This window comes from Capnocytophaga sp. oral taxon 878, assembly GCF_002999135.1.
Classification (GTDB): Bacteria; Bacteroidota; Bacteroidia; order Flavobacteriales; family Flavobacteriaceae; genus Capnocytophaga.
In genome coordinates, this window is sequence record NZ_CP027229.1 from 1260001 (window position 1) to 1283406 (window position 23406).

The following is a 23406-nucleotide window of genomic DNA, read 5'->3' on the forward strand; positions in this document are numbered from 1 at the left end:
GCCCCATTCGGAGATTTGCGTATCAATTCGTATGTGCCAATCCACGCAACTTTTCGCAGCTTATCACGTCCTTCTTCGCCTCTGAGAGCCTAGGCATCCCCCATACGCCCTTACATAACTTTTCGCGCTTGTAGTTCCTATTGATTCTCTCAATAGAATACCTCGTTCTCTTTGATTCTTTTTAATATTTTTTCGTTAGATGATCAATAATCCTTTATTGATCTCTTATGCTCTTTATCCCAATATGTCAATGTACTGTTGTTGTGGAGAATAAGGGATTCGAACCCTTGACCCCCTGCGTGCAAGGCAGGTGCTCTAGCCAGCTGAGCTAATTCCCCGCATCAGCTTCCAGAATTTCCTTTTCAGCTCTTATTGTAGTCCCAGGCAGACTCGAACTGCCGACCTCTACATTATCAGTGTAGCGCTCTAACCAGCTGAGCTATGAGACTGCTTATTCAATTAGCAAATTTGTAAATTCACAAATTTGCAAATCTTATTTTGTCATACAGCAAGATTTAAAGAAGAGATAACCTTCTTTCCATAACATCGGTTTCTCTAGAAAGGAGGTGTTCCAGCCGCACCTTCCGGTACGGCTACCTTGTTACGACTTAGCCCCAGTCACTAGTTTTACCCTAAACAGCTCCTCGCGGTAACCGTCTTCAGGTACCCCCAGCTTCCATGGCTTGACGGGCGGTGTGTACAAGGCCCGGGAACGTATTCACCGGATCATGGCTGATATCCGATTACTAGCGATTCCAGCTTCACGGAGTCGAGTTGCAGACTCCGATCCGAACTGTGATCGTCTTTATAGATTCGCGCCTGCTCACGCAGTGGCTGCTCTCTGTAACGACCATTGTAGCACGTGTGTAGCCCAAGATGTAAGGGCCGTGATGATTTGACGTCATCCCCACCTTCCTCACGGTTTGCACCGGCAGTCCCAATAGAGTGCTCGACTTAACTCGTTAGCAACTATCGGCAGGGGTTGCGCTCGTTATAGGACTTAACCTGACACCTCACGGCACGAGCTGACGACAACCATGCAGCACCTTGAAAACTGTCCGAAGAAGGGCATATCTCTACACCTGTCAGTCTCCATTTAAACCTTGGTAAGGTTCCTCGCGTATCATCGAATTAAACCACATGCTCCACCGCTTGTGCGGGCCCCCGTCAATTCCTTTGAGTTTCATTCTTGCGAACGTACTCCCCAGGTGGGATACTTATCACTTTCGCTTAGCCACTCAGTCTTACAACCAAACAGCTAGTATCCATCGTTTACAGCGTGGACTACCAGGGTATCTAATCCTGTTCGCTCCCCACGCTTTCGTCCATCAGCGTCAATTAATTGTTAGTAATATGCCTTCGCTATCGGTGTTCTGTGTAATATCTAAGCATTTCACCGCTACACTACACATTCCAACTACTTCACAACCATTCAAGACAAACAGTTTCAAAGGCAGTTGCTTAGTTGAGCTAAGCGCTTTCACCTCTGACTTATCTGCCCGCCTACAGACCCTTTAAACCCAATGATTCCGGATAACGCTTGCATCCTCCGTATTACCGCGGCTGCTGGCACGGAGTTAGCCGATGCTTATTCATAAGGTACCGTCATCAAAGTACGCGTACTCCTTATTCTTCCCTTACAAAAGCAGTTTACAATCCATAGGACCTTCATCCTGCACGCGGCATGGCTGGATCAGTCTTCCGACCATTGTCCAATATTCCTCACTGCTGCCTCCCGTAGGAGTCTGGTCCGTATCTCAGTACCAGTGTGGGGGACATCCCTCTCAGAACCCCTATCTATCGTAGCCTTGGGGAGCCGTTACCTCTCCAACTAGCTAATAGAACGCATACTCATCTTTCACCACCAAGGCTTTAATATAAAAACGATGCCGTCCCTATATACTATGGGGTATTAATCCAAATTTCTTCGGGCTATCCCCCAGTGAAAGGCAGATTGTATACGCGTTACGCACCCGTGCGCCGGTTTCAGCCCGAAGGCTTATCCCTCGACTTGCATGTGTTAGGCCTGCCGCTAGCGTTCATCCTGAGCCAGGATCAAACTCTTCATCGTTAAAATCTTTAATGTTTTAAACCGACTCGTAAGTTATTGACTTCAGGTTTCACTCAATTCTTTAAATCTTTGTTTTGTGCTGTACAACATTATGTCAATGTACGTGTTGTTTTCTTACGCTTACAAGACTAATTTTCGTCTCATTTGCGGGTGCAAAGGTACGGCGTTTTTTTAATTCTCCAAATTTTTTCAAGACTTTTTTTGAAGTTTTTTTGAGTTTATTTGTTAAATGGTTGATTGTCAGTTATGTGAGAAGTGAAGTTTTTTTTTGATGAAAAAAGGATGAAAGGGAGAAAAGGGGGGAATATGGGGGGATGGGTGGGGGAAAATGTAGGGATGTGGGGGAAGGGGGTGTGGAATTATAATAATATATAGGTAAGGGGGTGGGGTGTTTTTTATTTATCCTTCGTTTAGAGTTCGTTTATCCTTCGTTATTAGTTCGTTCAGGTTGGGGGGCGCTTTTAAGATAGTTCTAATATAAAAAAATCCTACTTGAGAGATAGTTGGATTTTTAGCGTATGTACTTTTTGACATATAGGGCTTTTTCTTGGTAATGACAAGTTCCTGGCTTAGGAGAAAATATATTTTCGTGCTAATTAAGGTATTATTTATCAAAGGGTATTTGGGCTAATTCTGCTTTATCAAATTGATTTAACACATTAAATATATGAAGGTTATTGATTGGATATTTTAAGAAAATAATAGTTTGTTAAGTACATTTTCGATTGCTTTGTAACCATAAATGCCATATAGATAGTATGTTTTGGCTTCTTCTTCGGATATTATTTTTCGGGTGAAATTTTTAATATCATTATCATACATAGCTGCGTAGTAAACAGAGGTATTTATAGGGTCTTGCTGTCGTAAGATTGGCACTTGCCATTCATTTCTATCCCATTGAGGAAGCTGTCCTAATAGTTGCCAATTTCCATTTTTTAGTCCTAAACGCCCTCCAAAGAGAGCTATGAGAATTACTTCAGAGGGTTGCCATTGTTCTATCGTTGGTAGTTCAGTATAACGCTCTTTAAAAAAATAGCCTAATGATATACTCCCGTTTTGCCTTATTACTAAGGAGGTTACAAATGTATTATCCTGTAAAGGAACTGCTATGATATGCCCTTCAAGTTTTCGTTTCATGTGTTGTTTTATATTTGTATAATGAATTAGAATTAGGTTTAATTGTCTTAGTATCGCTTATTTTATTAGATTAAGCTTTTAAATAGTTGGTGAAATTTTTATTACATTTTGGAATTTTATTATTGGAATTCAAATATCAATCTGTTTTTAGGGTGTTGTTTTTCCCACCATATTTTCCACTCTTGCAAGTCGTTAATAATTTCATTGTAGATAGGTTGTTTTTTTAGAGCTCCGCTACGAAGAAAGAGCATTTTAATTTTGCGGTACCCTAACCAAGATGAAAAAATATACCAATGCGTATCATTGATATTTTCTTCATAGTTTGTATGAATAAAAAAGGCTTCATTAAGAGCTTTGATAAAGCCTTTATAAGTTCTGCAATTAGTAGCTTCTATAAATGCTACATATTCTTTTTCTTCTTCAAAAAGGGATTGTTCCATTATTTTTGAGGTATTGTTGTGGTAGAAGAAGCTGTTATTATCTTTGTTAGAAATAGGAAAGAAATCAATATTATCAGCAAGAGTGAGCCTAAATTCTGCTTTTCTACTAATTGAGTAATTGGCTTATTTCTTTAAAGTACGCTACATGTTTCAGGGCATAAAGTTTTTCAAATTTAAGAGCGTACTCTTTCGGAAAACATTGCCAAAAGGTTTTGGCTTGCATTACGTTCATATAATCATAGTGAGAGGGCTGCTTCATCGAGGCTAAAGACTCATATATTATCTCAAACCTTTGGGGTATATTACGTTTCATTATAAGCTGATACAACCACGATGTATCATTCAGCGAAGCTTGGGGCAATAGTTGGAGTATAAGTTGGTTTAATGATTCGCTATCTGGCAAAAGTACATCTAAAACTACTAAGGCTTTGAACTCATAATCTTCTGTTTTGGGACTATTTTGCAAAAACTGTAACAATATAGTTGCCCAACGTGGATCAGTAAAAGATTCTTTCACCTCGAACTTCAGAGGCGTATAGTAACCTGCATTGTATTGGTAGCCCGAAAAAGTCTCAATAATATTCTGTGATAACAAATCAAAATAAGGGGCAAAAATATCGTATAACTTTTCTTTAGAATATATTGTTATAGCTTCATAAAAATAGTCTGTTGCCAATATTCGCACCCATTGTGTTTTTGGAAGTACCGCTAAGTGTTTTTCATAAAAAGCTATTCTTTTATTAAAAGAAAAAGATCTAAGTATTTCTACCACAGTAGGCATTAAGTGATAGGGTACAGTATCATACTTTTCTGCAATTGCGTGGTACTCATCATTGTATAAGAGCTTTTCCAAAAAATCATATACTTCTTTTTGATCTTTATGCTGAAGTATATGTAATTCTATCTCAAAAAGATTATAAGCAGCTTTTACACTACTCTCATTGCTTTTATCCATAGCAAGCAGCAATTCAAAATGTTGCTCTAGCACCTCTAAAAACTTGAGATAATAAGTAGGAAGTGCTACTTTGGAGAGTGCTTCAACAAGCATCTGAGTATTAGTACGGGTAAGTTTCCCTTTATAAGTAGATAGTAGGGCTTCCAAAGCCTGTGGCGTAGCTATTGCTGCCAAACCTTTATAGGCTGCTCCTCTCACCAATCGGTTATTATCAGTACTGAGGGCTATGAGTTTCTTTTCATTATCAAGAGTTTTAGTGTCCGCTAATATTGCTACAGCTTCTACTTGCAAAGAAGGAAGGTTTTGTGATAAAACCCGATTAGCTAAGTCTTCTATATCATTATATTTCAATTTTCGCAATAAGCGCAATCGCCTCCTATTATCGTAAGTATCAGCAAAGGTAAAGGTATCACACAGATAGGGCAACATTGGTTTGCCTATTTTTGGTATAACTACCTCTTCTATATAATTAGCTAGTTCATTATACTGGCTACCTACCAAAGCCTCAGCAAGATATTTATGAGTGTCAGAATTTGCAAACTCACCATCATTAAAGGCTTGTACTACCTCCTCCAATCGTCCTTTCTTATTCTTAATAAGAGCTTCAATAACAGATTCTAACATATTTATAAGGAGCTTTAATTATCTTGTACCACAGTTAAACTCTCTCAATGCCGATTTAGGTATATCCTTCCCTGTACTATCGTAATATTTTATTCCTTGTTCATTCTCTACTTCCACTGCCAAATTAACAAAACGAGCACTTTTCACCTTTCCACAATTCAGTTTCTGAAAGAATTGGTTATAAATACTTACTTCCTCTTTATTTTTAGTAATGATAAAAATATGATTTCTAGTAATACTATCATAGGTTCCCGGTAAGGCTTTATTCTTAAAAATGTCTAAGATTTCATATTTCTTACCCTTAGGAAATACTTCAAAATAATCATCAAAATCACGAGAACTATAGCGGTAGTTTTTAAGATTATAAGTTTCTGATGTAACCTTTCTAAAGGTATATCTAGCCTCATCTAGCAAAACTACTTTTTCTCCCATAGGGATAAATATCTTCTCCAAATCCCCATTCTCTTTAATAAACAGATATATTTGTTTATGATCTTTTAGTTTTAACACCAAAATAGCGTATTGTTCTTCATCAAAAGTAAGCCAACAAGGTGTATCTTCAGGGGTATCAATAATATGCTCTCCAAAACCATAAGTAGGTATCTTATTAGCTATACGTGCCACTACTGCGCTATGATTATTTACCATCTCACAAATAATATGCCCTTTTTCTTCCTCCTCTGATGATATAGGAGTTTCACACCAATAAGTTTGCCCTACAAAATCCCGAAATGAAGTTTTACTTATATCTTTAGTAAATATCATTTCAGTATTGTCTTCTAAAATCTCTTCTTCTGAATATTCATCATCATCTTCCAACCAATATGGAGATAAAAAATTGAAAAACGTATCTTTTATAGGTTTTTCATCATCAAAATACAAGTCTAAGCTCCGGTAATTCCCATTCTTCAGCTTATGGTAAAATGTATAATTACCACTATCGTCATAAGCAATAGCATCTACCTTACCTGCATTAAAACTTTCTTGTGCGCAAAGCACTGTAGTAATATGCAATAGCAAAATAAATAATAATCTTTTCATAGCTTCTATATATAAAAACAATAGCTTTGCCAAAGTTTTTAATTTACTCTAACAAAGCTCTGTGTATGAATACTAATCTCCGTCCCAATACTCCACAAACTCTTTAACAAGTTTTGTAGGATTTGCTTTCTTAGTCCAAGCTATGGGCAGATCTTCAAGATCTTTCTGGTACAAAAGCACTGGGATATTCCTATCAAAATGCTGCTCTAAAATCCCTTCATCAAAAAGACGCTTAGTAAGTGCTATAACTTCTTTTACAAATTCCTTATCAAACTTATCTCCCTTTTTAAGAAGTTTTTCATAAAGATCTTCATCTTCCTCTATCGCACGGTCATTCTCCTCGTCCGAGTAGTAATAAGGACTTTTAGCAAACCATTTCTTCAGATGAGTATCTTTCTTGCCTCCTATGGTTTCCATATCGTGCTGCAGCCAATAATCAAAATGCCACTTAGCCTCTTCTGCGGTATCTGCATTATAAGACTCTTCTTTTGCGTTTGAAAGGGTATTGTAATTCAATGTAACTTTAGGAAATCGCAAATCATCGTTATCGCAAGAGTAGCATAACGATAGTGCGTATACGTCTTTTTTATCCTCTTCATTCACAATCTCTTGAATTGCATTTTTCAGCTTCTCATAACTCTTCTCAGTAAAATTCTTTCTTTCCTTTTCCACTATTGAAATTGTTGTTTAGTTCTTGTGTTTTTTTAAATGTGTGCAAAAGTACAGCTTTTATTTTAGATAGCGAAATTTTTCAGCTTATTTTTTTAGTACGCCAATTCCTTTATCTGTGCCTTTTACCATTATATTATTAGGATTAAATTACTATCTTATAGGTGTTTGTAAGCTTTAAGGCTACCGTATCTCCCATATTAGTTATACTTTTCACTATTACCTCATCCCCTTCACTTATTATATGCAGACTAATTTGTAACTCAGGATTTATTTTCGGGTTTATAAGTGCCATAAATTTCACATTCACCGTCTTTGCCAAAAACAAGCTCTTCCCAGTAATCTCTTCTGTAATATTCTTAATAATCTGCATCATACACACCCCTGGTGTTATCGGATTATCAGGAAAATGCCCCTCAAAAATAGAGTGCTCTGCATTCAGGGTTATTCTACAAAGGTAGTGCTCTGCATCTTGCTGCTCCAAAGAGTCCAGTCTATAAAAATCTTTTAATATCATCGCTATTAACTATTAACCATTAGTTATCTACTGTAAAGTTTACCTCTCAAATAGCTTCCAAATCTATCTTAATATCCAGAGTATGGTGCGTTATTGCTATATATTTCTTATCATAACCAAAAGTGGTATACAGTTGCTTCCCTTGCGTATTTAGCTGTCTTTTTAGTTCCTTCTCTCCCGAAAAAAATAAGTAAACCATATCATTCTTATCTGTACATTCCCACACTCGTTCCTCTCCTTTGGCATACTCTTTAATCACCGCAAAATGGGTTATCAATAGCTTCTCAAAGTCTGCCGTAAGGGTACGGATAATAATCTTTTTATTTAGGTCGGGCATAGCGTAATGTACTTTAATACCATTACTATTCTTTTCAAAATCAAAAAGAGTATTACCAAAATCTGTTGTCAAAGCCACTCGCCAGCTATTCCTATCCATTATTTTAGCTGCCAAAAGCCCCCCAAATGTATGCCCATAAGCAGCAATAGTAGTGCGGTAAAGGTACTCCTCCCCTACCCTCACATAACTATTCTCATAAGTCTCTTGCCTCTCTCTCGTTACCTTATATTCCTCCGGAAGTTTATATGATGAACATCCCACAAGTAACAGTAGCCAACTACATTTTAAAATGTGCTTCATCTATTGGGCTATTTAGTTTTTTATTGCTGAATAGTATTTCGGTGTAATCACTTGTCGGTTCTATAAGTTTCACCCTCTCTACCACATAATCATTCCCAAAGTAAAGATATATTTCACTCACGTATTTCAGTAGCGTTTTATCTGTTGGCAGTAATCGCACTTGGGTTACCCCTTGTGCCTTGCTAAAGCTCATCTTAAAATCCTTTTCAGCAAACATATCTCCACTAATCGTACTCACTATCAGGTTGTTTATCTTTTTAAACACCTTGTTATCGGCTTTCATCTCCGATACTTTTCCTCCATCATTAACTTTGATATTGTTTTTCTGAAAGATGATACGGTACTGGTAAGGCTTCGTATACTGCCAGTTTAGGCGGTCGGGCTTCGCAAAAGCCATCTTCCCAAAAGTCTCAATATCCTTACTCATAAAGTCCAAATGCTTTTTCTGTACAAAGTCTGCTTGCATCGTTTCTATAGCCTTGTTTTTGGCTATGGCTTGTGCCTTAAAGTCGCGTATTTGGGCTTCTGTAAGCACTTGTGCAGCTCCCATCAAGGGTAGGCACAGGCTAATATATAATATAATTCTTCTCATTCCAAATCGTTTGTAACAGTGTAATTATTATCTTTCAGGTATTGCAATAAGCGTTCCAAAACTTTAAGTGTATGCCCCAGTCGGTCGTGCATTAGTATGATATTGCCGTTACTTAGTTTGCCCACTATACGCCTATAAAGCCGCTCCTCATCTTTAATAACCGTATCCAATGATCTTATATCCCAACCTATTGCCTTCTTCCCCGTGAGCGCAATAGCACCTGCCACCGGCGGACTTGTAATACCAAAGGGCGGACGAAAAAGCTCCGTTACCACTCCTACCTTCTTCAGTGCCTCATCCGTATCCCGAATCTCTTCCGCTAACGCCTGCTTCTTAAAAATATTCTTAGGCTTATGGGTAAAGGTGTGGTTCCCTACCACGTGCCCTTCTGCCACCATACGTCTCACTACCTCAGGATATTTTTCCACCTGCTCGCCTATACAGAAAAACACAGCCTTTACCTTATACTTTTCTAACAAATCCAAAAAAGCAGACGTATACTCCGATGGCCCATCGTCAAAAGTCAAAACAACCTTTTTAGCTGGCCTATTCTTTAAGTGCCATTGGGTCGGAGTAAAAAATGAGAGCCTAATATCAAACACACCCCACGAAACAAACCCCAAAAGCAAAACTATCAATACCAAAAACACCATAGTTCATCGTACTAATTACACGCCGCAAAGGTACAAATAATTACCAAAATAACAAGAAACTCCCTTCCTCTACCCCTCCCTCTCCTCCCTATTTTTCACTTTTCACCTCTTTTCTCTTATTTTATTACCAATTCTTCAAAAAATCCCTTCCCACTACCTCCCAACTCCTTTCTCCTGATAATCAGCACATTTCACCCCCTACCATACCCCAAGCACCATATAGCTACCCCTTAGGTTGAACGAACCTATAACGAAGGATAAACGAACTATAAACGAAGGATAGCCGTTACTTCCCTGATTATCAAACCTTCTCCCTCCACTCTCTATCTTTGCATTATTCGCAACAAAATCCCCCAAACACTGCATTTTTCTCATTGCCTCCCACCTCCTTTCTCACAAAAAAATTTTGCTCAATCAAAAAATAATCGTATCTTCGCCGATATTATTTCCTTTAATCCCAATACAAAATCTACCAATGATGTAATATATGATAATACTCCTTGAAAATAAACACTTATCAGATGATTAATATGAAAAATACAATATCTTATATCATAATCCTTAGCCTATGTTTACTACCTATAACAAGTTGCCAAAAAAAAGAAGTTATGCCTGAATTTCACGTACAAATATCGCACCCTGATAATAAATATCGAATAACCCCTATAAAGGATTATATCTTAACCTTAGAAGAAACTCCTGCTGGTTTGCCCTATGGCTCCTCTTCGGGGCGTTGGGCAGATTCTGGTGCTAGGTGGACAGAACAACTGGGTACCCCTATAGGGGCAGATATAGTCTACTATTCTAATTATGAGGATGTTTTTTACCACTTAAAGGCAGACTTTCCCGTAGATTATATGAAGGAAATGAGCCAACGTGCGTATTTTATCTATGAGCCAAAAAACTTTGAGGGGAACCTTCCCCAGTACATAGATCTTAGGGAAAAACGCAGTTATTTTTCTCAGGTTAATTTTACGGGAACAGTTTGTAATGAGTTTGATAACCTCATTTTTGGTTTTGCCCCTAAGGGGATGGTAGTAGTGTGGTTGGGCTATGGACCTACCCGTATAGAACTGGCGAGATACCAAGCTGAGCTTGTTAAAGATGAAAAGCTCATCAAAGAGTATGAAGATAGATTAGCAACTATGTATTATAACGTTAGTAGGAAAGATAAGTATGAAATACATAAAGAAATACATGGTGAAAAAGTGTCAAAAGCAACTCCTGAGAGATGGGATAATTATCGTAAAAAGTACAAACTAAAGGTGGTAATTTCGTCCGAAAATAAAGGATTTAGAGTGTTTCGCATCAGTACAGAATATTTCAATGGAGAAAAAAGAATCACCTTATGCCCTTATATGACTTCTCCTAAGGCTGAGGAACGAGCTATCCCTGAGATGATGCGTTTTATATTTGAAACAGCCAAAGGTGCCTCCTATAATTGTGAAGTTTTTTTTGATTGGGACAAACTTCATACAATTTTAGAAAAAAATCCAACAGACGAGCACACTTTAGAAGTCAAGCTAAATGCTACCTCCACCGATTTAGAAGTGTTTTTAGATGGAGAACCAATAAAAACAGAAGGGCAATATATCAGAAAAAATGATGATGGAGACTTTGTCTTTAAAGATTCGTATAAATAGAAGATGAATCAAGGCTACTACAAACACCATTTATCGAGCTAAAAAATAATTAATACACTATGAAAAAGAATGATATAATAATCCTATACCATATTGATTTAGAAGTATATAAAAAAGTAAAAACAAAAAATTACCACCACTTTTCTAAATCCGAAATCACTGAAAAAATGCTATGGGGAGAGGTTATAATTTTAAATGAAGATAAAACTCTTTTTTCATTTGAAGCCGATTTGCTCAAGCTTTTCATTCTTTTTACCAACAATCTAAGAAAAATATCTTTCAATGAAGAGCAAAATAATGAAATATTCAGTGTTTATAATGATTATCATTTTTCCTTTAAAAGATATGACCAAGAGTATGTTAATATCATATTCAATCAACAAAAAAAGTCATTGTTTAATATCAAAAAGTTATTACATATAACAGAAAACATAAAGCACAAATTACTCACCGACTTTAAAATACTATACCCCGATTATCAACAATTAAAAAACTTTGATTACTTAACAAGTAAGATAAATGAATAGAGATAGTAGATGATATATCATTAAGTTTTCAATATATTACCTATCATTTTTAACTCTATTTCCCTTTACATATTATAAAAAGCGAATTTTAGAAGGAAAAATAAAAAGTAGAAATGATTTATCTGGAACACAATATTCAACCGATAAAACATTGATGTTATGTAAGGACCCTTGTTTTTAGGTCTAAAATGTCCTTTAAAGAGTGTATATGAGTGCACTATGGCGCAGTTTGTTGGCTAACCTAAATATTAGCCCAAAGGGCTATGTTTTACCATCACCAGATGGTAGCAAGTTGTGTTTTGAGCAGCTGAAAACCTTTTAGGCTGCTCAAAACTACTTGTGTGAAAGGGAGCGCAGAATGTGGCACTCCGAAGTCGTGGAGAGTTTAATAGCATTATTCACTTACAAAGTCTTGTTCTGATTTTACTACTGAGATAATTCCTCCCACTGCACACCTGCAAGTTGAGCAATCTAATAGTTCTTTTTGTCCATCAATTTCAAAAGGTGAGGTATTTTCCCATTTAATGGGTGTAGGTACACAAGGTTGATACCCGAAGAAAGTCGGTTTTAGTTTACATAAAGCAAAAGGTTTTATATTTATATTAGCCTCTTTATCTCCTTCTGTAGCTTGTAATTTGTCCTTTATACTTATAAAGGTCTGACTTGTAACTTTTAAAGTACTTATCTGAGTACCTTGATTACACTGCAATTGGGTGCTATCTATAATTGGGTTTGGCATAGTATTTCATTTAATGATTATAGATTTCAAACTCTTCTAAATAATAATCTGCTTTTTCTTTATCGTATTTATATTTATAGAGAGCAAAAGTAAGTTGTTTTTTCATCCCAATACCTTTATCCGCTTCTTTGTTTAAAAACACACTACCAGCTTCAAAGCATATATAAATATCATAGTTTACACTATGAAGAACTATTTTTACAAAATCAAATCCTTTTACTTTTTGTTTTTTTATTATTTTTTTTGCAATAAGAGGCTCTCTCCAAAAGCTTTTAAATGAATAAAAAGGTCTGATGTACTTAATCATCTCTTGATTAAAATAAGAACTATTATAAAAATATCCTCCTTCTGTTATCAATACAGATCTTTTCATCATACTAAGCAGTTCTTTATCTGTAATATCATTAGAAGAAGATAGTGTTTTATGTAGATGTTCTATACTTCTTTCTACCACTATATCATACCAACCATAGTAAGGATAATCTTGAGAATAGAGCGTAGAACTAAAAGATAAAAATATAATGATTATATAGATTTTCATTTCTGTGGATTTGTATTTGTTAAATAATTCCTTAAAAAACTATGCGGTAAAGTGGCTATAACTCCATTTCTATTATACACATATACAGTCTTATTTTTTCTTGCGAAAACATAATGTATTGCAGGATCTTCATCTTGTAAATTATAAATATCCCCAAAGATTTTATTATTTTCTTCATTGAGGTGTCTATTTAGCTACATACTAATTGACTTTGGGAAACGGGAGAACGTTCTACAATTCTTTTCATTAATTTGTTAAAGATAGTATCTTTATTTTGTGAACGATTAATTCTAAAACTGTATTCCGCTAAATATCGGTCTATGTTAAACTCTGATACCCAAGAATATATACCTCGTATCCAAGACTTTACTTGATGTATTACCTTATGTAATGTAGGAAAATTCTTCCCATCATTACTAGAAATTTGAGTTATATTAAAGTCTTTTATAGGTTTATATCCTTTCCATTCGTCAGTAGTAACTTGTGCTGTTTTACTAATATGTTTGTCAAATATTGTTCGTAATGATTTTGAGGAAAAATCAGGTATTTTTAGTGCGTAAAAGCGCTTTACTTTGCCTTGGGTCAGTAAGTTCCATTGCACAAAGAACTTTCTTTTTCTTTGTGTCATAGCTTCAACCTTGTTTTCCTTCCTCTTTTCCTCCTATGGTAAATTCATCAACCTTGCACTTTGCCATCCATTTTCTGTGACTCACTGGATTTCATAGCTTCACAAACCTTGTGCATAAAATAATGTGCTGTTTGTCGACTAATTTCATAACGACGAGCAACTTGTGAGGCTGATAACCCTTTAGTTGTAGTTGTCATTTCAAAACATATAAAAAATACTTTACGTAACCCAAATTTTAGTCTATGAAATAGTGATCCATCAGCACGTGCATCTTTTACCGAATCACCAGCCATAGGCTGTAAGCCATAGTTAAGGTCTATGGTTTGCAGGGCTATTGCATCTCTAACGCTGTCGCACAGCAATAAAATGGCTGCTGCTTAGCTTCATTCCGTCTATCCAATTTATAGGATAATGGGTGAGTAGATTGTTCTTTGTTCTATCTTGTTTTATTTATTGTTTGCAAAGGTAAGAGTTTTTTCATAAACTTACATCATAGAAATTTTAGTAAGTATTATTATGCCGTTAATATTATTATTCCTACTATTATATACCGTTTGCCTTTTTTCAAAAGAACAACTTCAATAGGAGCAACAATTTCCGTTGATTTTATTACAAAGCAGTTTTTATCTTTAAACTTATGGCAATCTCCACGAGAAATACTAACCGCTGAAAGTAACCCGTCCTTAAAAATAGCATCATATAGCATTATGTTGTCCTTTATTTCAGCAAAAGAATAAAATTTATCCTCAAAAACATTTAAATTTTCATCAAGTCCCCTTACTCGTAACGGAAAATTTATCATCTTTTGTAATTCAACATCAGATAGAGCTGCTTTTTTGGCTCTTTGTAAAAATTCATCAATGGTTTCACCTTTATCAGAAGAAAATACAACTTTACCCTCTCCTTTCAACGACTTTTTAATTTGATTTTTTACCTCTGTAGTAAACAAAGAGTACCCCCTATCCTCCAGAATCCCAATCATATCACACACCTTTTTCTTGATACCCAAAGGCAAGGCATCAAAACTTTGATCCACTTGGGTAAGTCTGCCGTCATCTAACGACGAATTTTGCTGACGAATAGCTATTTTCTTTCCAAGATGATAGATAATGATTTTTACTCTTCCTTCTTCAAAGCCTTTCCCATAGTTTGATTTCGTTCCATACACTACAATCGGATCTACAAAGCCATCATTATCTAAATCTTTCAAATTCAGATATTGCGTCCAAAACCCAATAGATTTCTCTGTTTCGTCAATGTAATCAGTAATAGTCCATCGCACTTTTACAGTCTTATCCTCTTCAAAAGATACGTTAAAAGCTTTTATAGACTGCTTCAAACTATTTTCGTCCTGTATATTCCCTTTTGTCACCTTTTCAGTAAGAATCAAATACTGCTTGCCATCTTTATCCTCAAAAGGATACACCCTAAATATAGGAAATTCAACTCCTATCTGCTCCAATACCTCAACAGGGAAAAGCTTTTTTATTTCTATTTCTGTCAGAGATGTCTCTCTATAATTTTTATCCTCTTGTGCTATACTCATAGTACAAATGAATATACTACAAATAGTAAATAATATCTTAAAATGTATGTTCATTTTCTTCTGTTTCTAAATTTAAAAAATGTTTCTTATTCGCCTCATCAGCAGTTATTTTGGGAATATTATAATTGAGGTGTCTATTTAGCTACATACTAATTGACTTTGGGAAACGGGAGAACGTTCTACAATTCTTTTCATTAATTTGTTAAAGATAGTCTCTTTGCTTTGTGAGCGATTGATTCTAAAACTGTATTCCGCTAAATATCGGTCTATATTAAATTCTGATACCCAAGAATATATACCTCGTATCCAAGACTTTACTTGGTGTATTACTTTGTGTAATGTAGGAAAATTCTTCCCTCTTTAAAAAAGCTAAGTATTCTTCGCAATCTAAGTCAGTTTTAAAGCGTTCAGTAAACTCTAAGAGGCTTTGTCCTTTGAATAATTCCATAATACATTAATTTTCAGAGTGCAAACATATGAAAATACTTTGACACCTCAATTATTTTTTTATAAAACATCGTGTTCTATTTACAATAATGGTCAGAATAAATGATAATGTATATACAGTAGTTAAAAAATTCAATAATGATGCCAATATGATTAAAAAAAACAATAAAATGGGAGGTATATCTTTTAAATATTCGAGGGGGGAATGCCAAAAGTTAGATGAAAAATATAGATTATCTACTACACTATTTATAAGATATGCTTTTTGGGAGTAATTTGTAATCTCTTCATATTCTGCAATATAAGGTAAAGTATATATGTAGAATAAGAATAGCATAATAATGATTATTAATGTATAAAAATTAAAATCCCGTAGAATGATACATCCTAATTTGTTCTTCAATTTCATTTTCACTATAATAAATAAATGAATAAATACCTTTTAAAGCATAAATAATTACTTGAGCACAATAGAATAGTGTATATTCATCTATAGTTGCATGAAAAATTAGATTGCCTTTAGAGTCTCTATTGAAAGTTATCCCAACATTTTTTACATTTTTACCTTCATTCCACCATCCATGTGAAAGTATTCCACTTGGTTTTAATTGAAAAATATTTAGATTAAATTTAACGTTGTCAGGAATATCATCATTTTTTATTTATCATAAAATAACTTCCATTTATCAGCGTTTACAGTGTCGTTAGTAAGAATAAAATCTCTTACTAAATTGAAAATATCTAATTCTTTTTGTGTAGGTCTAAAGCAAGAATAAATTAACTGATTATCTTTAAAATATGTAAAAGATATATAGACATATTCATCTGGCATAGGCGGGTGATTGGAACAAGAAAAGGGCTGTCCCTCATTCAAAATGTTATTTATTTTTATAAATAACTTATCTGTTTTTTGAGATATTTTGTTATCTATTACCTTTCCTTTAGGATAAATACTATAAGCGGAAGTCCATTTGATATTATAACTTGGTGGTGGAGGTGGAGGGTTGAATTCAAATATTCCTTCATCTGCAATATTATGAATAAAAATTGATTTATCTTTAAAATCTAAGGTAATACTATGGGAAGGTACTTTTTTTGAAGTATATAGATTGAAAATAATACATCTACTATCTATTATTTCTCGATTACAAAATATGAAAAAGATAAAGAGTAATAAATATAATAAAAAATGTTTCATAATTTCTTTCTAGTTTTAATATTGTATCGGCTTTACATTACTATACAAATCTTGATATGTATTGACTTTCATTTTACTACCATAAATAAAATCACTCCAGGCATCATATTGAAATTTATAAGGAATTTTCTCTGAATGAGGACGATATATTACAAATGCAGGCATTCTTTTTATTCCTTTTTTATAAAGTCTGTTTTAAAGCGTTCAGTAAACTCTAAGAGGCTTTGTCCCTTAAATAATTCCATAATACATTAATTTTCAGAGCGCAAATATATGAAATTATTTTGATACCTCAATTAATATATTTAGAACATTATCAACACACCACAAATGAAAAATCCAATTCTATTTCCTGCATTTCTTTTATCAAATACATAATATATGAAGGAAGCCTAAAACCTCCATTGTCATAAGATGATATAATAGAACAATATATATTTCCTTTTTTAATATTGAGTTTTTTACAAAGCTGAATAATTGTATTGACATCTTCTTTGTTATTAATATCAATAATAATGTTTCTATACTCCTCATTCATCTCAAAGTCTAAATCTACCCCCTCTACCAAATGTTGTAGCTGAGTAAATTGTTCAAGACTCATATTCAGCATTCTGAAAGCACAATTCACTTCATCAATTCCATTTTCTCTTTGTATATTCATAGTAAAGTTATTTTTCTCTATATTTCTTGTACATATTTAGAACATTACCCATCTGCAATATTATTATTTAAAAACAGATAATATAATTAATACCAAAAGTATTATTATTAGTATAAATGAATCAAATACCCTCGCTATATTCATTGGGTTGTCATCATTTTTCTTCTTTTTTTTATCCTTTATATAAATAAGTGTAAGAACTATTAATACAATATAAATAGGGATATATTCTTTTGCTATCATTTACTTTACTTCTAATTATTTTATCACCTTCTTTTTCTGCTTTTTTCAATTTAAGTAAAAACTCCCAGTCTGCTTTGGTAGGGTGAAATTAACTATCAATAGTTATCTTTCAAGAATAAAAAAACCGCAACACCTATTACTTCAGTGTTGCAGCTTTTTCTATTTCTTTAATAATACAAAACTAAAATCTTTCCCCAAGTATGAGTTCACTAACAATATATGCCTTATAGGGCTTGATACCGGTAGCCCCGCTACCGAAGGAATTCGCTGGCACCTAAGCACTTGGCAAGCAAGCCAAAAGCCAAAAGCCGAAGCGGTGTAATACTCCCCGCTAAGATTTTTATAAGCATAAGTAGGGCGCCCCCAGTTGGGCGGGGTAGCCTCTCCTGTAAGCACCAAATCTATATCAGCAAGGGTAAGCTCATTCCTAAACAAAAAACTATGAAGCATCATCTCTTGCTCATCCCCAGTTAATTCATTATAAAGGGCTACATCCACCAGCTGCCCATAAGTAGTAGCACTTTCCTCTCCCGACAGAGCAAAAAAAGCCGCTCCTTCTCCCTTTTGGTTCAAACCTACCAAATCGTGCAAAAAAACAGTATGCGGACTGTGTTCATCCACTCCTCCTACTAAGGCTGTCCCTACAGTCTCTTGCTCCATCTGCATCCTCGCCGCCAGTAATGCCGACTCAAATGATACTGCTCCATTCACATAAGTAAGGTTCTCACCCTTGCATTGTAGCAAAAGGGCTATTTGCCCTCCCACTGTATTATGTGTTGATTGTATAAAAGCTGTAGGTGTAAGGTGTGCTTCATTGTTATCAAGCAGCGCAGTCAAAAATTTCTCCGAGTCTTGCACACAGCCCATACCCGTACCTACAAAAATAGCCTCAGGGGTTGTAAGGTTTGCTTCTTTTAGGGCTTCAGCAGCAGTAGCAATACCCATCTTCACACCCTTAGCCATACGCCTACTAGCATTAGGGGCTATATATTCTTTATATGAAGGTTCGGCAGCATAACACACTTCATCTGCTGCTACTGGCAAAGCTCCTTCAAGAAAAGTATCCGCTAAAAAAGTAGCTTGCACCGATATGCAGGCTGCACCATTAATATAAGATTTCATTTCAATTATCAGTTTTAAAATTAATAAGTTAAGCTATGTAAGTTCACTATATTTTATTAATGAAAGTATTTATCTTGTCAAGTGTTTCAGCATCTACTGGCAAGGTTTTACCTACCAAAATACTATCTATCTTTTCATCATTATATAACACACGTATATAATTCAAAAAAGGTTTATCCTGTAATACAATCTCGTATTCATCTACACGCGCATTCCCTTGAGCTATCTCCAGTTTTAAGCTCTCTACTCCCTTTTTAAGATAAAAATAATTTGCCGAAATAGTATCACCCCGTACTATAAAATGATGAGGAATAAGGTACAAATTGCCTAAATACTGCAAGTAATAATCATTACTCTTCTCATCTTGGTAGCACCTAATGGTATCTCCTTCCCATACTGTTACAGCACCAACAGTAAGTGTTTCTGTAGTTTCCTTCCCTTGTGTTCTTTGTTGCTTTGGGGTACAACCAAATAGTAATAAAGCAATAAATATATATCTCATTTTCTTTCACTTAGTAGTTTCTTCTTTAACAGCTTTGTTCCACTCCGAAACAGTTTTTTGGCACCGAAAAACTTTTACCTTTACTTTGCACCCAGAAAAGTTCTAAGAACCTTTTCTCTGTTAGTTCTTTGTCATATTGTTTCTATTTTGCTTGGCTCGTATGTATGATACTATTCCCAATAATAGCACTATTCCCACCGCGTAATACACAAAAGCCGGAGTAATAATTTTCTCTCCCGTAGCATAGCTATGCATACCGGTAAGGTAAAAATTCACCCCAAAATAAGTCATTAGTATACTCCCAAAAGCCACCACACTCATAAAGTTGAATATCCATCGCCCACGCCAATGAGGTATTAATCGTAAGTGTATTACCAAAGCATAAATCATAATGCTAATAAGCGCCCATGTTTCCTTAGGATCCCATCCCCAGTAGCGTCCCCAGCTTTCATTAGCCCACATACCTCCCAAAAAGTTACCTATGGTAAGCATTACAAGCCCTACAGTAAGGGCTAATTCATTTACAATACCTAGTTCTCGTTGTATAAGGTCTAATTTATGAGCATTCTTTTTAGTTGTTAGTGTCATCAGCAAAAGATTGATAGCCCCTAAAAGCATTCCTAAAGCAAAAGGTCCATAACTACCTACTATCACAGCCACGTGTAGCATCAGCCAATAGCTATTAAGTACAGGCTGAAGAGTAGCTATCGCCGGATCCATCCAGTTCCAATGGGCTATCATCAGTATCATAGATGTTACAAAAGCAGTAGCAGCTACTGTAAGCGGCGAACGCTTTGAAAAAAACAAACCTGCCCCTATTGCTGTCCAGCCTACATATATCATACTCTCATAAGCATCGCTAAAAGGTGCGTGTCCCGATAAATACCACCGCACTATCAGCCCTGCAGTATGCAAAACAAAGCACACCCATAGTAAGCCAATACCTACTTTCGTAAGTATCCTAAAAATGCGCTTTGTCCAGAAAATATGCCATAGCAATACCACAAATAGTGCTGTTCCTATGTACAAGTAAGCCTGAAAAAGCCTCTCAAATATATTAACCCGATTGTACCATAATTCAGTTTGCACTTTAGTTACTGAAGGCAAAACTTCTGCTGTGTAAAACTCTTGTTGCAGTTTAATTTGTTCCAATACCTTTTCTGCCTTGCTATAATCACCAGTTTCTATACCCTGCTGCACTAACAGAAGATAAGCAGGCAACGCATTTTTCACAAACTGTTGGTATTGTCCATTACTTATTTGAAGAGTATCACGCAAATATTCTCGTTGCGAAATCCATTTGTAGTTAGTATCATTAGGCAAAGGGAATACCTTAAAAATATCACCACTCAGTGCTCTATTAAGTAGACCAATACGCTGGTCTACCTCTTTAAAATCTTTCTGAAACTGGTTAGGGGTATTGGTATGATAGATGTCTGCTAGTAGTGGTGTGAGTTTGTATTGCCCTTGTGCATCAAAAAAATCCTTAGGCTTTATCCATTTTGCACCTTCTGCCACCCCCAAAAAGCGATGCAAGCTGTCATTAGCTTTCTTTACATACACTATATCGGCCTCATACCACACTTGGGGTGATACTAACATTGAAAGTAGCACTTGGTCTGATGTTAAGCCTTTATAAGTATCGTGCTTGCTTAGCTTTCGCAAAAGTTCAGACGAAAAAGTATTTACAGGTTTAAAACGTCCATCATCTTGGATAAGCATAGCCCCAAACTTAGCGGCGTGTTCTTTATCAGGCACTAACATTGGCGTCTGTCCTATTGCCATTACCGAGATGAGGAAAAAGAAAATGGTAATCAGTCTTTTATGATTCAATTCTTTAAGCTGCTGGTTCAGTTTCCTAAACCTTGATTTGCCTACAAACATAAACGCTAGCAAACTACCAAAAAGTAGTATATAACCTATATAGGTAAGTAATGTACCCCAATAATCACGATTTACAGAAAGCACGGTACCTTCTTCATCAGGATGAAAAGACGATTGAAAAAGGCGGTAACCTTTATAGTTTAGTATGTGGTTCATATAAATATCATAACCAAAAGAGTCCTTTCCTCCACTACCACTAATGGTTACTTTACTTTTAAAGGAAGCATAGCTATTTTCTGTACCAGGGTATTTTTCAGCTATAAATTTATTAAGAGTAATACTAAAAGGCATCATCACCTCGCGGGCACCATAACTAAGTCTAAAAACTAAGTCATTAAGACTTACAGTAACAGGAGGATGTATTAAGCCACGCTTCTGTATAAGGGTAACCTCTTTGCGCTCACCCCCCGAAGCTACTTCTAGCACTAATACATTCATATCCTTGCCCATTGGCTTAAATGATTTGTAAGTAACACTAAAAGGTTTCCCTTTAAAATCTGATGACCACTGATAACTATTAGAGGTGTGTGAAGAAAAAAGCACCTCTTTTTGTTTCTTTTTACGCAATTTCTGCTGATAGCCTCCATCTACCATTACTGTAATATAAGTACGATCTGACAGATAAGTATAAGTAGTTTCACCCTCACGCAAAGAGATAGTCCCTTCATCACCAAAATAACGGGTAACACCTGCCCCTACTATAATAAACACCCACGAAAGATGTAAAAAAAGAACTGCCCAATTCTCTTTTCTAAGCAAGTTATAACGCTTGATATTTCCTATAAAATTGAACACAAAAAGAAGCATTATTGCCTCAAACCACCAAGTGTTATACACCCAGATACGTGCTGTATCAGTATCATAGTTGCTTTCAATAAAAGTTCCTACTGCCATTGATATAGCAAAGGCAATAAAAAGCACTGTCATTAGCTTAGTAGAATAGAAAAAAGATGTAATTTTATATCTCATTTTTGGTAATTCAGAAAAAAATTGTACTTTTGTGCGATTATTAGCAACATAAAGACTATGGAAAAATTTGGTGATATAATAAATGTAAACACCCCTGTACTTATTTGTTTCTATTCAGAAGGAATAGAAAATTCATTGCGTATGAACGCTGTATTACAAAAAATAGTAACTACCCTTAAAAACCGTATAAAGGTAGTAAAAGTAGATATTAATAGAAATAAAGAGCTAAGCAACGCCTTAAAAATAAGTTCAATCCCTACTGTAATTATATTTAATAACCTCAGCCTTATATGGCGTGGAGAGGGCTTTCAGGACAGTGAAGTACTACTAATGGAACTCAATAAATTCTTGTAGTTTTAATTCCTATTACCTAAAGATAATGAGGTATTAGTAACCCCGTAACTAAATCATAACTATTAATGCCTTGCACTTGTTTGTTAGCTTTTAAAAAAGCATCATAGCTGGACTTAAAAATAGGTTCAGCTTTATTTTTATACTGTTGCCAAAAAAGACGTACTTCCTTATAATTCTCAAAAATACCTTGACGCACCTTACTTCTAAACTCATCATACTTTTCAGGAGAGAGAACTGCTACTTCATTTAAGAAACAACGTAAAGCAAAAAGTTCGGCACTATATTTAAAATAAGGGTTATTAGCTTTCATAGCTGCTAAATAACCTAAATAATTAGCTTCTTCTTCGGCAGCATAACCCATTTGGTGCGCTATTTCATGACAAGCTGTAACCGGAATGCTATAACCTACCATCTGGCTATTTACTTGAGCTTCATTAGTAAAAGGATTTAGATAGCCGCTGTAGCCCATATAGGTAAGTAGGGTGCTATATAATGATGACTTCACACTTTTGATAGCCTTAAAATCAGCTATATTGGTGATATTTAAGGGATAACTTTCGGATGCAATACGATAAATTTCTCGGTTGGTAAAAGGAATTACAACCTTACTACTATCATTATCGGCGAGGCGCAAATGTAGGGCATTGGCTCGGGCTATACAAGCCTCTGTAGCTTGGTACAACTGCTGCTGAGAATATTGTGTATTCACTTCTAATTGCTGTGCCAAAGGCATCCTAAAATAATTAAACCCCCATAGAAAGAAAAAAGCAAAAGTAACACTTATAAGCTTACCTACTACCTTATCTAATACCCATAAGGGGTTTTGCCATATTTTACTAAAATGCCTTATGGTAGCGCCTATCGCTCCTATTATGAAAAGCGTATAGAGCACATCGCCAAATGAAAAGGGTACCCACCCAAAAGCCAAGTGCAAAATTTTGGCTATATAAGGATAGATACCATTACTATAAAAGCACTCGGTAAAAGTAGGAAAGTTACGAAATACCAACCAAATAGCTACATATATAGCCCATAAACTATAGCGGCGTACTTTCTTCCTTTCCAT

Annotated in this window: 22 protein-coding genes, 2 tRNA genes, 2 rRNA genes and 2 pseudogenes (1 of these 28 only partly in view); 3 read left to right on the plus strand and 25 right to left on the minus strand. The window is 35.3% G+C overall.

Annotation, left to right across the window (positions count from 1 at the left end; all coding sequences use genetic code 11):
- The 13 genes from C4H12_RS05865 to C4H12_RS05925 form a co-directional block, all read right to left on the minus strand.
- A 23S ribosomal RNA gene (locus C4H12_RS05865) occupies nucleotides 1-125 on the minus strand (it extends 2725 nt beyond the left edge of the window).
- Nucleotides 126-264: 139 nt separating this feature from the next.
- Nucleotides 265-338: transfer RNA gene (locus C4H12_RS05870), tRNA-Ala, on the minus strand.
- Nucleotides 339-375: 37 nt separating this feature from the next.
- Nucleotides 376-449, minus strand: a tRNA-Ile gene (locus tag C4H12_RS05875).
- A 110-nt stretch (nucleotides 450-559) separates the two neighbouring features.
- Nucleotides 560-2071 (minus strand): 16S ribosomal RNA (locus tag C4H12_RS05880).
- Together the 16S and 23S rRNA genes with 2 tRNA genes alongside form the textbook arrangement of a ribosomal RNA operon.
- A 690-nt stretch (nucleotides 2072-2761) precedes the next feature.
- Nucleotides 2762-3208, minus strand: coding sequence for an Imm26 family immunity protein (locus C4H12_RS05885; RefSeq protein WP_254424829.1), 447 nt, complete (start codon nucleotides 3206-3208; stop codon nucleotides 2762-2764).
- Nucleotides 3209-3327: 119 nt separating this feature from the next.
- Nucleotides 3328-3648 carry a hypothetical protein gene (locus tag C4H12_RS05890; protein WP_106098085.1) on the minus strand — a complete coding sequence of 107 codons (321 nt, stop codon included), beginning with the start codon at nucleotides 3646-3648 and terminating at the stop codon, nucleotides 3328-3330.
- Nucleotides 3649-3754: 106 nt separating this feature from the next.
- The gene (locus C4H12_RS05895) at nucleotides 3755-5227 is read right to left on the minus strand and encodes a HEAT repeat domain-containing protein (protein WP_106098086.1); all 1473 of its coding nucleotides are present in this window, start codon (nucleotides 5225-5227) and stop codon (nucleotides 3755-3757) included.
- 18 nt (nucleotides 5228-5245) lie between these two features.
- Nucleotides 5246-6268: a hypothetical protein gene (locus tag C4H12_RS05900; RefSeq protein ID WP_106098087.1), complete on the minus strand. Its 1023-nt coding sequence runs from the start codon at nucleotides 6266-6268 to the stop codon at nucleotides 5246-5248.
- A gap of 72 nt (nucleotides 6269-6340) precedes the next feature.
- Nucleotides 6341-6940: a hypothetical protein gene (locus C4H12_RS05905; protein WP_106098088.1), complete on the minus strand. Its 600-nt coding sequence runs from the start codon at nucleotides 6938-6940 to the stop codon at nucleotides 6341-6343.
- A gap of 142 nt (nucleotides 6941-7082) precedes the next feature.
- Nucleotides 7083-7451 (minus strand): 3-hydroxyacyl-ACP dehydratase, encoded by a 369-nt coding sequence (locus tag C4H12_RS05910; RefSeq protein WP_106099439.1) that lies wholly within the window; start codon nucleotides 7449-7451, stop codon nucleotides 7083-7085.
- Nucleotides 7452-7500: 49 nt separating this feature from the next.
- Nucleotides 7501-8091 carry a hypothetical protein gene (locus C4H12_RS05915; RefSeq protein WP_106098089.1) on the minus strand — a complete coding sequence of 197 codons (591 nt, stop codon included), beginning with the start codon at nucleotides 8089-8091 and terminating at the stop codon, nucleotides 7501-7503.
- Complete coding sequence (locus C4H12_RS05920) at nucleotides 8069-8683, minus strand: outer membrane lipoprotein carrier protein LolA (RefSeq protein ID WP_106098090.1); 615 nt, start codon at nucleotides 8681-8683, stop codon at nucleotides 8069-8071. Before C4H12_RS05920 ends, C4H12_RS05915 begins: the two co-directional genes overlap by 23 nt.
- Nucleotides 8680-9327 (minus strand): polysaccharide deacetylase family protein, encoded by a 648-nt coding sequence (locus tag C4H12_RS05925; RefSeq protein ID WP_254424830.1) that lies wholly within the window; start codon nucleotides 9325-9327, stop codon nucleotides 8680-8682. The genes C4H12_RS05920 and C4H12_RS05925 overlap by 4 nt, the downstream gene beginning before the upstream one ends.
- Nucleotides 9328-9944: 617 nt before the next feature.
- Here C4H12_RS05925 and C4H12_RS05930 point away from each other — a divergent pair.
- Together C4H12_RS05930 and C4H12_RS05935 are read left to right on the plus strand one after the other, a co-directional pair.
- Nucleotides 9945-10979, plus strand: coding sequence for a DUF2931 family protein (locus C4H12_RS05930; RefSeq protein WP_254424831.1), 1035 nt, complete (start codon nucleotides 9945-9947; stop codon nucleotides 10977-10979).
- A 59-nt stretch (nucleotides 10980-11038) separates the two neighbouring features.
- Nucleotides 11039-11506 carry a hypothetical protein gene (locus C4H12_RS05935; RefSeq protein ID WP_106098093.1) on the plus strand — a complete coding sequence of 156 codons (468 nt, stop codon included), beginning with the start codon at nucleotides 11039-11041 and terminating at the stop codon, nucleotides 11504-11506.
- Between the two features lie 394 nt (nucleotides 11507-11900).
- Here C4H12_RS05935 and C4H12_RS05940 read toward each other — a convergent pair whose 3' ends face one another.
- The 11 genes and pseudogenes from C4H12_RS05940 to ccsA form a co-directional block, all read right to left on the minus strand.
- Nucleotides 11901-12245, minus strand: coding sequence for a DUF4280 domain-containing protein (locus tag C4H12_RS05940; protein ID WP_106098094.1), 345 nt, complete (start codon nucleotides 12243-12245; stop codon nucleotides 11901-11903).
- 10 nt (nucleotides 12246-12255) lie between these two features.
- Nucleotides 12256-12786 carry a hypothetical protein gene (locus C4H12_RS05945; RefSeq protein WP_106098095.1) on the minus strand — a complete coding sequence of 177 codons (531 nt, stop codon included), beginning with the start codon at nucleotides 12784-12786 and terminating at the stop codon, nucleotides 12256-12258.
- Between the two features lie 190 nt (nucleotides 12787-12976).
- Nucleotides 12977-13668: pseudogene (locus tag C4H12_RS05950) on the minus strand (IS1595 family transposase); the annotation flags it as partial.
- A gap of 260 nt (nucleotides 13669-13928) precedes the next feature.
- On the minus strand, nucleotides 13929-15014 hold the full coding sequence (locus C4H12_RS05955) for a M949_RS01915 family surface polysaccharide biosynthesis protein (protein WP_106098096.1): 1086 nt from the start codon (nucleotides 15012-15014) through the stop codon (nucleotides 13929-13931).
- A gap of 84 nt (nucleotides 15015-15098) precedes the next feature.
- Nucleotides 15099-15317, minus strand: a pseudogene (locus tag C4H12_RS05960) (IS1595 family transposase); the annotation flags it as partial.
- Nucleotides 15232-15408, minus strand: a complete 177-nt coding sequence (locus C4H12_RS13695; protein WP_164997593.1) for a hypothetical protein — start codon at nucleotides 15406-15408, stop codon at nucleotides 15232-15234. The gene C4H12_RS13695 and the pseudogene C4H12_RS05960, both read right to left, overlap by 86 nt.
- A 657-nt stretch (nucleotides 15409-16065) precedes the next feature.
- Entirely contained in the window at nucleotides 16066-16605 is a 540-nt protein-coding gene (locus C4H12_RS05970; protein ID WP_106098097.1) for a hypothetical protein, read from the minus strand.
- A 316-nt stretch (nucleotides 16606-16921) separates the two neighbouring features.
- Entirely contained in the window at nucleotides 16922-17266 is a 345-nt protein-coding gene (locus C4H12_RS05975; RefSeq protein WP_254424833.1) for a hypothetical protein, read from the minus strand.
- A 402-nt stretch (nucleotides 17267-17668) separates the two neighbouring features.
- Nucleotides 17669-18631: a beta-ketoacyl synthase N-terminal-like domain-containing protein gene (locus tag C4H12_RS05985; RefSeq protein ID WP_106098099.1), complete on the minus strand. Its 963-nt coding sequence runs from the start codon at nucleotides 18629-18631 to the stop codon at nucleotides 17669-17671.
- Between the two features lie 46 nt (nucleotides 18632-18677).
- Nucleotides 18678-19133, minus strand: a complete 456-nt coding sequence (locus C4H12_RS05990) for a hypothetical protein (protein WP_106098100.1) — start codon at nucleotides 19131-19133, stop codon at nucleotides 18678-18680.
- A gap of 120 nt (nucleotides 19134-19253) precedes the next feature.
- Nucleotides 19254-21944: a cytochrome c biogenesis protein gene (gene ccsA / locus C4H12_RS05995; protein ID WP_106098101.1), complete on the minus strand. Its 2691-nt coding sequence runs from the start codon at nucleotides 21942-21944 to the stop codon at nucleotides 19254-19256.
- Between the two features lie 99 nt (nucleotides 21945-22043).
- Between ccsA and C4H12_RS06000 the strand changes: the two genes are divergently transcribed.
- Nucleotides 22044-22340 (plus strand): co-chaperone YbbN, encoded by a 297-nt coding sequence (locus C4H12_RS06000; protein ID WP_106098102.1) that lies wholly within the window; start codon nucleotides 22044-22046, stop codon nucleotides 22338-22340.
- A 16-nt stretch (nucleotides 22341-22356) separates the two neighbouring features.
- On the opposite strand, the gene C4H12_RS06005 is transcribed toward C4H12_RS06000, so the two are convergent.
- On the minus strand, nucleotides 22357-23406 hold the full coding sequence (locus C4H12_RS06005; protein ID WP_106098103.1) for a DUF3810 domain-containing protein: 1050 nt from the start codon (nucleotides 23404-23406) through the stop codon (nucleotides 22357-22359).

What these genes read in the sequence shown, in the direction of transcription:
- C4H12_RS05885 (WP_254424829.1), bottom strand. Translation starts at nt 3,208, where the DNA reads ATGAAACGAAAACTTGAAGGGCATATCATAGCAGTTCCTTTACAGGAT.
- C4H12_RS05890 (WP_106098085.1), bottom strand. Translation starts at nt 3,648, where the DNA reads ATGGAACAATCCCTTTTTGAAGAAGAAAAAGAATATGTAGCATTTATA.
- C4H12_RS05895 (WP_106098086.1), bottom strand. Translation starts at nt 5,227, where the DNA reads ATGTTAGAATCTGTTATTGAAGCTCTTATTAAGAATAAGAAAGGACGA.
- C4H12_RS05900 (WP_106098087.1), bottom strand. Translation starts at nt 6,268, where the DNA reads ATGAAAAGATTATTATTTATTTTGCTATTGCATATTACTACAGTGCTT.
- C4H12_RS05915 (WP_106098089.1), bottom strand. Translation starts at nt 8,091, where the DNA reads ATGAAGCACATTTTAAAATGTAGTTGGCTACTGTTACTTGTGGGATGT.
- C4H12_RS05920 (WP_106098090.1), bottom strand. Translation starts at nt 8,683, where the DNA reads ATGAGAAGAATTATATTATATATTAGCCTGTGCCTACCCTTGATGGGA.
- C4H12_RS05930 (WP_254424831.1), top strand. Translation starts at nt 9,945, where the DNA reads ATGCCTGAATTTCACGTACAAATATCGCACCCTGATAATAAATATCGA.
- C4H12_RS05935 (WP_106098093.1), top strand. Translation starts at nt 11,039, where the DNA reads ATGAAAAAGAATGATATAATAATCCTATACCATATTGATTTAGAAGTA.
- C4H12_RS05940 (WP_106098094.1), bottom strand. Translation starts at nt 12,245, where the DNA reads ATGCCAAACCCAATTATAGATAGCACCCAATTGCAGTGTAATCAAGGT.
- C4H12_RS05945 (WP_106098095.1), bottom strand. Translation starts at nt 12,786, where the DNA reads ATGAAAATCTATATAATCATTATATTTTTATCTTTTAGTTCTACGCTC.
- C4H12_RS05955 (WP_106098096.1), bottom strand. Translation starts at nt 15,014, where the DNA reads ATGAACATACATTTTAAGATATTATTTACTATTTGTAGTATATTCATT.
- C4H12_RS13695 (WP_164997593.1), bottom strand. Translation starts at nt 15,408, where the DNA reads ATGGAATTATTCAAAGGACAAAGCCTCTTAGAGTTTACTGAACGCTTT.
- C4H12_RS05970 (WP_106098097.1), bottom strand. Translation starts at nt 16,605, where the DNA reads ATGAAACATTTTTTATTATATTTATTACTCTTTATCTTTTTCATATTT.
- C4H12_RS05975 (WP_254424833.1), bottom strand. Translation starts at nt 17,266, where the DNA reads ATGAATATACAAAGAGAAAATGGAATTGATGAAGTGAATTGTGCTTTC.
- C4H12_RS05985 (WP_106098099.1), bottom strand. Translation starts at nt 18,631, where the DNA reads ATGAAATCTTATATTAATGGTGCAGCCTGCATATCGGTGCAAGCTACT.
- C4H12_RS05990 (WP_106098100.1), bottom strand. Translation starts at nt 19,133, where the DNA reads ATGAGATATATATTTATTGCTTTATTACTATTTGGTTGTACCCCAAAG.
- ccsA (WP_106098101.1), bottom strand. Translation starts at nt 21,944, where the DNA reads ATGACAGTGCTTTTTATTGCCTTTGCTATATCAATGGCAGTAGGAACT.
- C4H12_RS06000 (WP_106098102.1), top strand. Translation starts at nt 22,044, where the DNA reads ATGGAAAAATTTGGTGATATAATAAATGTAAACACCCCTGTACTTATT.
- C4H12_RS06005 (WP_106098103.1), bottom strand. Translation starts at nt 23,406, where the DNA reads ATGGAAAGGAAGAAAGTACGCCGCTATAGTTTATGGGCTATATATGTA.